Raw genomic sequence first — 11,242 nt, forward strand, 5'->3', positions numbered from 1 at the left:
TGGACGGCCATGAGAAGACTTGGTTACGGCGACCGCACGATGGTCATCGTCATTTATATCCTGTTGGCATTACTGGCTTTTACGACCTTTTATCCCTTTTGGAACGCATTGGTGATCTCTTTCAACGAGGGCAAAGATACCGCGCTGGGGGGAGTAACGTTCTGGCCGAGGGCATGGACATGGGAAAACTACAAGACCGTGTTCGAAGACGACAGATTGGTTGGGGCGTTCACGATTACTATCCTGCGTACGATAATCGGAACGATTACCTCTATACTGGCAACTTCGATACTCGCATACGGCATGACCAAAAAAGAGCTGATCGGCCGCAATTTTTACATGGTCGTCTGTATCATTACGATGTATTTCGGCGGCGGTTTGATTCCGACTTATTTGCTCATTCGCGGGATCGGGCTGGACAATTCGTTCTGGGTATACATTATTCCTTCATTAATTAGCGTTTGGAACATGATCATCTTCAGGACATTTTTCAACGGCTTGCCGGACGGCTTGCAGGAGTCGGCCAAGATCGACGGCTGCGGCAACTGGGGAACGTATTTCCGAATCGTCCTTCCGCTATCCGGTCCCGTTATCGCGACTTTGGCGCTTTTCACGGCGGTATACCATTGGAATGAATGGTTCTTGCCTAGTATCTATATTACCAACGAGAAATTGATCCCGATTCAGACGCTTCTCCAGCAGGTTCTTAACACGAACGTAATCACGGCGAACACGTCGGCGCTAGATACGGCTTCGCAGGCCATACTAGGCAAAATGCAAACCATTACGAGCAAATCGTTGTCGATGGCGATTATGATGGTGGCCACGCTTCCGATCGTCTGCGTCTATCCGTTCCTGCAAAGATATTTCGTCAAAGGCGTATTGGTAGGATCGCTGAAGGAGTAAGAGGATTGTCTCCCGAGTTTAGAGCAATTTGCTTTAAACATAGATTATACTCAAAAAGGAAGGGGCATTCAGAAAATGAGAAACACGAAAAAAGCTTTGCTCGTTTCAGTTGCAATCCTAGTGGTCTTAACCGTTGTCTTAGCCGGTTGCGCCGGTAAAAACAACAATGGGGGGAAGGAGGCTTCGCCTAGCAATAGCAGCACGCCATCGGCTAGCAGCAGCGAATCGGCTTCGGCCGAAACCGAGAACGCTTCGGCAGACATTTACGAAGTCGGCAAAGAACCTCTTGAATTCAGCTTCTATGGACACTACGATTGGTATTCGATGCCGAAATGGGGCGAGGATGCAGCCTCCAAGTGGATCAAAGAAAACAAAAAGGTGAATATCACGGCAGTTCAATCCGCAAACAATGCTAAGCAAAAGTTGAATACGATGATGGCATCCAACGATCTTCCGGACGTTATTTGGGCGGATCGCCATTCCGCGGATATCAAATTGCTTATCGAATCGGATATGCTCGTACCGTTCGACGATTATATAGATAAGTACCCGAACTTGAAAAAATGGCTGAGCACGGAAGCGATCAACATGCTCCGCAGCGATGACGGCAAGCTGTATCAATTCCCGAACTGGTACACGAACCAACCGAACGGCAACGCAGGTTACGTCGTGAACAAGAAAATTTACAAAGAGCTTGGTTCCCCTAAATTGGAAACGACCGACGACTTGTACGAATACCTTAAAGCGGTTAAAGCCAAGTACAATGACGTAACTCCATTCGAGCCTGAGCTAGTTATCGACGGTCAAGGGTTGGATGTTCTATACACCGCCTTCAAAGAAGGCGCATTGAACCGTTGGGTCGGTAACCGCTCCGTTCCTAAAGACGGCAAGATGAGCTCGATCTTCGAAGATCCGACATTCCGCGAATCCATGCAGTATGCCGCTAAACTGTTCCGCGAGAAGTTGATGACGCAAGACGCTTTGACGCAAACGCGCGACCAAGTCAAAGAGAAAGTATTGAACGGCAAAGTCGCCGTGTACGCCAGCTCAAGCCCGACCGACTTTGCGGCCGAAGGAGACGGCATTCTCGCCAAAAACGATCCGGACGCCGGTTACTTCGTCACATGGCCGATCGCTAAGCCCGGTTTAGATAAGAACAAAATTTTCCCTGGAACGTATAGCAAACTCGGATGGAACGTAAGCGTCATTACGAAAGCTGCCGAAAATCCCGAAGCGATCTTCGCGTTCCTTGACTGGTACACGGGACCCGAAGGCCAACGCGTTCTGATGTGGGGACCTGAAGGCGGATATTGGAGCGGGCTTGAGGAAGATGGAATTACACCGAAATTCACCGAGAAATATACGTCGGACAAAGAAGGGCTTGCTAAACTTCAAGCCGATTCCAACAATATTTTCTGGAATGGCAACACGGTATTCCTCGACACGACGAAAGCGAAATACGAATCGACGTTGCCGATGGAGCAACGCAACTGGAATACGCATTACCAATACGAAGTCACTTGGAAAACGCAAGCCGATGCTACGGAATATTCCGTAAACATGCTTCCTTCCAAAGATTCCGAAGCCGGTATTGCTACTCAAGCCGTAGAAGATATTTTCGACGAATACAGAGCAAAAGCATTGTACGCGAAAAACGATCAAGAAGTTCTGAAAATTCTCGACGAAGCGAATGAAAAAGCGTTCGCCGTAGGCTACCAGAAGCAATTGGATTATCAAACGGAAGCTTGGCAGGCTAACATGAAGAAAATGCAAGGAAACTAAGTCATCATAAAACATATAGGCAAGGAGGGTATACTTCACGGTATACCTTCCTTGCCAATGTTCATTTATGCAGGGAGTGAGAACGTTGTATAAAGTGCTGCTCGCGGATGATGAAGTATTAGACCTTGAAGGGATGCGTAAATTCATTCCATGGCAAGAGATGGGCTTGGAGGTCGTCGAAGCGGTGAACAACGGTTTCGCGGCTTGCGAAGTGATCGAAAGAGAGCATATCGATATCCTCGTGACGGACATCCGCATGCCGAATATGTCAGGGTTGGAGCTTGCGAAGAAAGCGTTGGAGAAGCAAGAGAACCTTAGAATTATTTTCGTAAGCGGGCACCAGGATTTTAACTATGTCAAACAAGCGATCTCGCTGAACGCGCACGGATACGTGCTTAAGCCAATGGATGATAAGGAACTGATAGAATCCTTAAATAAGCTGTGTCTGGACCTGAATCGGAAGAAGAAAGTACGGGATACGGAAGAGGCTTACAAGCAAATGGTTCCCATCGTTAAGAACGAGTATCTGATGCAGCTGCTGGATGGCCCTAGCGACAGCAATGCTTCGGAATGGCTGGAGAAGGAATATCAATTGGACAGTCTCGATTGGCCGGCGAGGGTTGCTCTGGTGGAGATCGACGATTATTTTTGGAAGTTGAATCCGTACGAAGACGACAAACGGAAGAAGATGCTGAGCTGGTACTACGAGGAGCTAGCGGAGTCTTTCAAGCGAAACGGCATTGCTCACGTATGTAGAATCACGAAGCAGAGGACCGCGTTGCTGCTGGACGGGAACGTAGCGCTTCATGCGCTGAATGAAGTGGTCGCGGACATCAAGACGATGTTCCCCTTTACGATTACGATCGGGTTAGGCGGAGCGGTGGACGGATTATCGGAGATATATGTCTCTTATGGCCAAGCCGTTGAGGCGATCGATTCCAAAATGTTCAGGGGCAAAGGGAAACTGATCCGCTACGACAAAGTGGGAAGCCATGAGATACAGGATATCAAAAGCCTGGACGAGCGCTTGGAAGCGATGCTGATCGCCATGTCGAATTATGATCTGGTGCGCATTCACGACGAATTGTCCGGACTATTCCAGATTACTTCGAGAATGGGCTCCAGAATTACGATCCACAATTTTGCCATGTACTTGGTCATGAAGCTGAACGATTATTTACGGGCCAATAACGAAGACCTCTTCAAGCTGTTAGGAATGGAACTCAAGAACCTGGACATCTTGCTGCAATTCGAAACGATCGACGATATTCATAAATGGTTGCGATATCGCGTATTCGAAATATCCGAAATGTTGAATTCGAAAAAACATACGAAGAACGGGAAGCTTATCCAAGCCATTATCGCTAGCGTCAGCGATCGGTTGCAGGACAATATTACGTTGCGCGAGGTTGCGGACCAATTCTCGTTCTCGCCCAACTACTTAGGCGTGCTATTCAAAGAGGAAACGGGCCAAAATTTCAGCGACTATATTATCGCGCTTCGGATGGAGAAGGCGCAACGGCTGCTGAAGAGCTCGAAGCTCAAAATTTATGAAGTGGCGGATAGGGTCGGTTACCGATATTTGCCATACTTCAGTCGACAATTCAGGGAAACAATCGGAATGACGCCGCTGGAATACCGGAGAAAATCATAAAAGGCGAGTGGAAGGTGCGGGTCGAGGATGAGAGACAAGACAGCAAGGAAGTATATGCCTTTCGGATACAAGCTCATGCTTTCCTATTCCGTGTTTATTATCATTCCGGTCCTTCTGGTTGGCTATATCGCGAATTCGGTTTTCGTCGAATCGATGCGCAAACAAACCCGATCTAATATACAAGGAACGCTTCAACAAATGAAAGACAACATCCGTTACAAGATGGAAAATATCGAACGCATTTCCGATTTGCTCTATTTCGACGACCGGCTGGCGTCTCACCTCCATCATTACGAAATGGGGTGGGTCAATTACGAGGCGACCAAAAAATATATGCTGCCTAAGTTTCGAACGGCGATCGAAACGACGGAAAGCAAAGTTTGGCTGTCTTTTTACTTTCATAACGAGACCTTTAACGAAATATACAACCTGTGGGGATCATCGGATCCGCTGGTTACCCATCCGCAAGTATTAGAGTGGTATCACATCACGCGAATTGCCGAGAAGGAATGGTATAAGCGGTTTCCCCCGGAAAACTACGGGAATACGATGCAATGGAACAGAATCGAGGACGACGGAAAATACGGCCGGATATCCTTGCTTAGAAGAGTTGTAGACATTAGCCAATCGGATATGAAAGAAATCGGATTTCTTCGGATCAGCGTGTATTTGACGGATTTATTCGAAAGCATAGATTTTCAGAAAATCGGGGAAGGCACGACGATTTTCGTTGCGGATCAAGACAAACGAATATTAAGCTCGTCCGGATCGCCGGGATGGCGGACGGGGGAAGCGTGGACGGATGCCAGCTCGAAGGATCATCTGGTCATTCAGCAAAATTTGCCCGATTTGAACTGGAGTCTGATCGCCCTCGTACCGACCGAACTGACGGACGGAGATACGGACAAGGTAAAAACGCTGACCCTTCTGATATGTTTAGCCTGTTTCGCCATTTTTTCGGTTGCCGGTTTTTTGATCTCCAGATTTTTCTCCAAACGGGTATCGAAAATCGTATCCGTTCTGGATTCATTTCAAGAAGGCGAATTCCACAAACGTATTCTGTTCAAAGGAAACGACGAGTTTACTAGGATCTCCTCGGCATTAAACGATATGGGACACAATATCGGCGGTTTGATCAGGGAAGTCTACATGACGAATCTTCGCAAGACGGAAGCGGAGCTGGAGACGCTGCAAGCTCAGATCAATCCGCATTTCCTGTTCAACACGTTATCTTCGATCAGCAGGTTGGCCAAGTTCGGCGAAGTGGACACTCAGCATCAAATGGTCATGAATTTGGCGAAGTTTTATCGGTTATCCTTGAATGACGGGCGCGCGAATATTTCGATTCTGAAAGAGTTGGAATTGATTCAAGCTTATCTGGATATCCAACAGGTGAAGTTCGGCGAACGGATGCAGGTGCAGTGCGATATTTCCGTCGATATCGTTCGGTTCGATACGTTAAAGCTGATTCTTCAGCCTTTCGTCGAGAATTGCTTGAAGCATGCTTGGTGCGGGGATCGGATCCACATTCGCATTACGGGGACACTCGAACGAGATCTGGTCGTGTTCCAAATTATCGACGACGGGGTCGGCATGTCCTCTCAAGCCATCGCTAGGCTTTTCGAGGACACGGAAGACGCCAAGGTCGGGTATGGCGTTCATAACGTTAACGAACGGATTAAGCTTTATTATGGACAACATTACGGAGTCAAAATCTACAGCAGAAAAGGCATCGGCACGACGGTACAAATCAAAATTCCGGCGATCAAACACGAGGAAAAGAAAAAGACGAAAATTTCTTAGGCATGATACCGCTTTCGTTCGGAAATAAGTCACAATCGTGAGAAATATGGTGTGATAATGGTTGCTCTTCGGCGCAAAGCTTTGATATGATAAGCCTATTATGAATTTAATTAAGGTGGGGACAAGATGGCTAACCGCGCTTATAATTTCAATGCCGGTCCAGCGGCGTTGCCGTTAGACGTACTGCAGAAAGCCCAAGAGCAATTCGTCGAATTCGAGAATAGCGGAATGTCTCTCATGGAGATGTCCCATCGGGGCGCCGTTTACGAGAAAGTCCATTTCGAAGCCGTAAATCTGCTTCGGGAATTGCTTGCGATTCCGGATAATTACAAAGTATTGTTCGTCCAAGGCGGAGCGAGCACGCAATTCGCCATGATTCCTTTGAACCTCCGCGGTCCGGGAACTTCGGCTGCTTACGTCTCGACGGGCAGCTGGGCGACGAAAGCGATTCAAGAAGCCAAACTGTTCGGCGAAACGACGATCGCCGCTTCTTCGGAGGCCGATTCTTATAAGCGGATTCCCGCGATCAGCGAATTGAACTATTCGTCCGACGTTGCGTATTTGCATTTAACTTCCAACGAAACGATCGAAGGGACGCAGTGGACGGAATTTCCCGACACGGGCAGCGTGACTCTGATCGGCGACATGTCGAGCGACATTTTAAGCCGTCCGATCGACGTTTCCAAATTCGGCGTTATCTACGCCGGAGCCCAGAAAAACCTGGGGCCTTCCGGTGTAACGATCGTCATCATTCGCGAGGATCTCATCGTCAAGCCATCCGTTCCAGTACCGACCATGCTTCGTTACGACACGCATGCGAAGGCGGATTCGTTGTACAATACGCCTCCTACGTTCGCGATCTACATGATGAACGAAGTGCTGAAGTGGATTAAAGCGAACGGCGGAGCTGCGGGAATGGAAGCTCGTAACCGCGAGAAAGCTAAGCTGATCTACGATGCGATCGACGGCAGCAACGGGTTCTACCGCGGATTCGCGGAAGCGGGCAGCCGTTCTTTGATGAACGTTACTTTCACGCTTGCGAACGAAGAGCTGGAGAAGAAATTCGTTAAAGAATCGGAAGCTAACGGCTTCGTCGGCTTGAAAGGGCATCGCAGCGTAGGCGGCTTAAGAGCTTCGATCTACAATGCCGTTCCTCTGGAAAGCGTACAAGCGTTAGCGGAGTTCATGCGCGGATTTCAAAGCCGGAATGGCTAAGCAAGTCTGATTTCTATAACGAAAAGTTGAGAAATAGCGGTCTATGCCGCTATTTTTCAATTTGTCTCAGGAAATAAAAGGTTAGGGGGCAATCGCATTGGCGTTCCACATCGTGCTGGTCAATCCGGAGATTCCGGCGAATACCGGCAATATCGCAAGAACCTGCGCTGCAACGGGCACTCACCTTCATCTGGTTCGTCCGCTCGGCTTCTCTACGGATGACCGCGTCTTGAAGCGGGCCGGTCTGGACTATTGGTATGCGGTAAATATCACCTATTACGATTCGTTCGAAGAAGTCGAAGCGGCCAATCCCGGGGCCCGGTTTTTTTTCGCGAGTACAAGGGTTAATAAGCGGTACACGGATTTTCAATTTCAAGACGGAGATTTCTTCGTCTTCGGCAAAGAGACGGCGGGATTGCCGCAAGCGCTGCTCGATTCCAATTTGGAAACATGCATGACCATTCCTATGACGGATAAAGTACGTTCGTTAAATCTGGCCAACTCGGCCGCTATTGTCGTATTCGAAGCCTTAAGACAAAATGGATTTCCGCTGTCTTAACGATGAAATTGATTCTTCATATAAATACATTATTCGACAAATTCCACTTTTTATGAGATTATATTGTCGAAATGTTGCACTATTTTAAGCAAATCGAATGTTTGGAAGGTTATTAAAGCTCTTTATAGAACGGTATAGAGTGGCTAAAAGGTTTCGAGATAACTAGCTAGAATAGCGTATGAATGGAGGTACTGCATTGAAACCTGCAGGCGTAGTTCGCAAAGTCGACCAATTAGGACGTATTGTACTGCCGAAATCGTTGCGTAAACGGTATCAAATGAATGAAGGGGATCCGGTAGAAATACTGGTCCAAGGAGATCACATCATTCTGGAACGTTATCGTCCTCGTTGCGTATTTTGTTCTTCGATGGAAGGCGTCGGAGAATTCAAGGAGCGCTATGTATGCGCATCTTGCGTGAAGGATATGCACGGACTGTAAACATAACCGACACAAAAGAAAACCGTCCCGGGGGGACGGTTTTCTTTGTTCGCTTCGCGCAATAAAAAAGCCGGAACCTTCTCCGCGAAGAGGAAGGTTCCGGCTCTTGGGTGGCTTTACAGCCCTTTGGTTTTATCTTCGTTATAAGAAGACGTCAAGATAGCCGTGACGAACAAAGCCAGAACCAAAATTACGATCCAGAACTTATTGGACATTCCAAACAACTCGAACTGCTCTGCCGCTTTCGCAGCTGTCTCAGCAAGAAACATGTTCCACACCTCCGCTTAACTATCCATATTATAACCAACCCCTCAAAAAAAGAAAACGCAAAATGTTGTGAACAAAACGAATAAGATACGATTGTTCGGAAATCCGCTTGCGATCCTTCATCGAATATTGGTTTGTCGGCTTAAACGCGGGCATATAAATGAACCAAGGCCAACATCGTCATGGGAGGGGAACGCCTTGAGTTCGATTATTAACTGGATGGGCGGATGGCCTAAGGAAGGATTGGTTTCCTCGGCGGACTGGGAGGAGCGGGTAGAAGCGGCCGCGGCCTTCGCCGCGACGGAGCAATTGGGCATACTGGAAAGAAAGTCCGATCTCTATGGAGAGGAGAAGCTAAGGGAACAGCTGGCAAAAGGTTTATTGAAGGGGAAAACGGGCGGCAACGGCAATCAAATCAGGATGACGCGGGGGGCGGACGGCGCGCTTGCGTGGATACTGGAAAATAAGCTTATTCCCGGAGACACGATACTAACCGAGAAGCTCACTTCCCGATCCGCGCTCATCGCCTTTCGCAAAGCGGGGTTAAAGGTCGAGGCGGTTGAAGGCGACCGAAGAGGGATGGATCCCGAGGCGCTCACGACGGCCTTGTTCCGTTATCGTCCGAAAATGGTGTACGTATCGCCGACGTTAACCGACCCTGAAGGCGCATGCTGGAGTCCGGAGAACAAGACGGCCGTTCAGAGCAGATGCAAGGAAGCCGGAGTCTTGCTCGTGACGGACGATCGGCATGAGATGCTGATCTATGATCAGGCCGAGTTACGTCCTCCTCGAAGATTGGAGCCGGGCGCTCTGTCCATCGGCCAGATCCCGCCAGGGTTAATAGCGGGGCTGCGTATCGGCTGGATCGCAGGCGCGACGGAATCGGCATATTCGCATTCGAACGGGACTCCGGTGCGAGAAGAATATTCAGCCAATACGATAGAACAACTAGCGCTTGCGCAACTGATAGAGGAACAACCGCTGGAGCCTTTGTACGATATGCTTCGCGTCCAATGCGCGGAACGAATGAGAAGAATGACGGAACAATTGGCGCGCAAAGGCATAGAGGATTTAAGCTGGGTCCAGCCGAAAGGCGGGCTCCATCTTTGGGTCGTCTTGCCTTCCGGACTGGATGGAGAATCGCTGCTTCGCGGGGCATGGCTTAAGGGACTCATTTTTCAGCCCGGGGCGCCTTTCTACGCGAAGGATCCTCGTATCAATACCCTTAGGATCACCCACGCTTTCGCGGACGAACGGCAAATGAAGCAAGGACTGTCCAGGCTTGCCGAGAGCATGGAGGAATTTACGGGGCGATGGTCGAGGAGCTAGCCGTGTTCCCCGACCGCGAATAACCGGCCGTCCCTTACGATAACCCGGCGCCGCAGGAGTCGCTCGGACGGATCGTTCAAGCAAACCCCGCTCTCCGCGTGGAATGTCCAGAAATGCAATGGACAGAACAAGACGTCGTTAAGGGGGCGGATTTCTCCTCCCGCATGCGGACAGATTGCCAGCAGCAGACGAAACCCGCCTTCGGCTTCGGACGTACGGACAAGCCAATAAGGGGTATGATCTATCATGACTTCCGCGGGCAACTCCGCGTAAGCGTCCAATGGACCGAGTTCGATCTCCGATGGGTTCATGGGGTTGGTACTCCTTCCGTTTGCTCTTCGAGCGTAAGCGCATAGCGCGTAGCCCAAGGATATTGATTAGCCCATACTTTTGTCACTTCGGAGTATTGCCGCAAAGCGGCTTGGCCTGCGGGCGTCAGTTCGTATATCCCTTTCGCGACCCTTCTGAACCAGCCGTAATAATTGTGCTGAAGTTGGGCTGCAGCCGTCGGGCAGTGGGTCCAATCTCTTACTTGGCGGGGAGCGGAAGGGCCATGGCACTCTAACGCCAAAGCGCACTGGATCGCTCTTTCCCGATAGGCGGTTACGAGCTTGCGCTTCGTACTGCCGCCGACGTTGTAGTCTCCGCTACGGGCATTGAATTCCTTCAACAGCTTAGCGGCTTTAGACTTGCGCCGCCCGGCAGGGGCGCTCTGATAAGATGGCGACGACTCGGCCGCCAACTGTCCGAGCGCGGACGAGGCGAGCGGCGTCGGTTCGTTGCCGGCAGGTTCGCACCACACCTCGAGCACCGGAGATTTCGTCCGGAAGAAGGTAACCGTAAGGAAACCAAGATTCAACCGCCGACATAGTGCGGTGATTTCCGTGAATCTCTGATTGTGGGCTCCGCGTTTCGTCCGGTTGCGTTCTACCGCCAACCATACCGCCGCGCCGGTCTTTTGACGATCGATGCCTTGAAGCAGCAGGGGCAGCGTAAACGTTTTTTTCATTTCCACGATGATCGGATTCGCAAGATCGGCCCGATAGGCAACCAAGTCGCATCCTCGTATTTCCGCCTTGACCTCATAACCTCTTTCGGTAAAAAAGCCTTTGACCGGCGGGTATAGCTCGGTTTCTAATTTGACTGCCACCGGATTTCCCTCCCGCGCATTGAACGGATAACCTAAGAATACCGCAATTATATCACACCCTTTTCGAATGAAATGAGTAATGTAAAAGGAATGTAAGGTCAAATTCGTCCGTCCCCCCGCATAAGTATGTATTACGTC

The 11,242-nt window shown here is 49.5% G+C and carries 11 protein-coding genes; 8 read left to right on the forward strand and 3 right to left on the reverse strand.

Going from position 1 to position 11,242, the window contains the following annotated elements; translation table 11 throughout:
• Positions 1–9 precede the first annotated feature (9 nt).
• The 7 genes from FPL14_RS21885 (at position 10) to FPL14_RS21915 (ending at position 8,358) form a co-directional block, all read left to right on the forward strand.
• On the forward strand, positions 10–906 hold the full coding sequence (locus tag FPL14_RS21885) for a carbohydrate ABC transporter permease (RefSeq protein WP_182299748.1): 897 nt from the start codon (positions 10–12) through the stop codon (positions 904–906).
• Between the two features lie 75 nt (positions 907–981).
• Entirely contained in the window at positions 982–2,688 is a 1,707-nt protein-coding gene (locus FPL14_RS21890) for a type 2 periplasmic-binding domain-containing protein (RefSeq protein ID WP_182299749.1), read from the forward strand.
• 85 nt (positions 2,689–2,773) lie between these two features.
• Entirely contained in the window at positions 2,774–4,342 is a 1,569-nt protein-coding gene (locus FPL14_RS21895; protein WP_182299750.1) for a response regulator, read from the forward strand.
• Between the two features lie 27 nt (positions 4,343–4,369).
• Entirely contained in the window at positions 4,370–6,145 is a 1,776-nt protein-coding gene (locus FPL14_RS21900) for a cache domain-containing sensor histidine kinase (protein ID WP_182299751.1), read from the forward strand.
• Positions 6,146–6,271: 126 nt separating this feature from the next.
• Entirely contained in the window at positions 6,272–7,360 is a 1,089-nt protein-coding gene (gene serC, locus FPL14_RS21905) for a 3-phosphoserine/phosphohydroxythreonine transaminase (protein WP_182299752.1), read from the forward strand.
• A 97-nt stretch (positions 7,361–7,457) separates the two neighbouring features.
• Positions 7,458–7,919 (forward strand): tRNA (uridine(34)/cytosine(34)/5-carboxymethylaminomethyluridine(34)-2'-O)-methyltransferase TrmL, encoded by a 462-nt coding sequence (trmL, locus tag FPL14_RS21910; RefSeq protein ID WP_182299753.1) that lies wholly within the window; start codon positions 7,458–7,460, stop codon positions 7,917–7,919.
• Positions 7,920–8,115: 196 nt separating this feature from the next.
• Positions 8,116–8,358 (forward strand): AbrB/MazE/SpoVT family DNA-binding domain-containing protein, encoded by a 243-nt coding sequence (locus FPL14_RS21915; RefSeq protein WP_115992011.1) that lies wholly within the window; start codon positions 8,116–8,118, stop codon positions 8,356–8,358.
• A gap of 116 nt (positions 8,359–8,474) precedes the next feature.
• Here FPL14_RS21915 and FPL14_RS21920 read toward each other — a convergent pair whose 3' ends face one another.
• Positions 8,475–8,627: a hypothetical protein gene (locus FPL14_RS21920; protein ID WP_182304227.1), complete on the reverse strand. Its 153-nt coding sequence runs from the start codon at positions 8,625–8,627 to the stop codon at positions 8,475–8,477.
• A 196-nt stretch (positions 8,628–8,823) separates the two neighbouring features.
• Between FPL14_RS21920 and FPL14_RS21925 the strand changes: the two genes are divergently transcribed.
• On the forward strand, positions 8,824–9,954 hold the full coding sequence (locus tag FPL14_RS21925) for an aminotransferase class I/II-fold pyridoxal phosphate-dependent enzyme (RefSeq protein ID WP_182299754.1): 1,131 nt from the start codon (positions 8,824–8,826) through the stop codon (positions 9,952–9,954).
• On the opposite strand, the gene FPL14_RS21930 is transcribed toward FPL14_RS21925, so the two are convergent.
• Positions 9,951–10,265 carry a Rieske (2Fe-2S) protein gene (locus tag FPL14_RS21930; protein WP_182299755.1) on the reverse strand — a complete coding sequence of 105 codons (315 nt, stop codon included), beginning with the start codon at positions 10,263–10,265 and terminating at the stop codon, positions 9,951–9,953. The genes FPL14_RS21925 and FPL14_RS21930 overlap by 4 nt on opposite strands.
• Positions 10,262–11,104, reverse strand: a complete 843-nt coding sequence (locus FPL14_RS21935; RefSeq protein WP_182299756.1) for a DUF2161 domain-containing phosphodiesterase — start codon at positions 11,102–11,104, stop codon at positions 10,262–10,264. The genes FPL14_RS21930 and FPL14_RS21935 overlap by 4 nt, the downstream gene beginning before the upstream one ends.
• Positions 11,105–11,242: the final 138 nt, after the last annotated feature.

The organism is Cohnella cholangitidis (assembly GCF_014107495.1).
Taxonomy (GTDB): domain Bacteria; phylum Bacillota; class Bacilli; order Paenibacillales; family Paenibacillaceae; genus Cohnella; species Cohnella cholangitidis.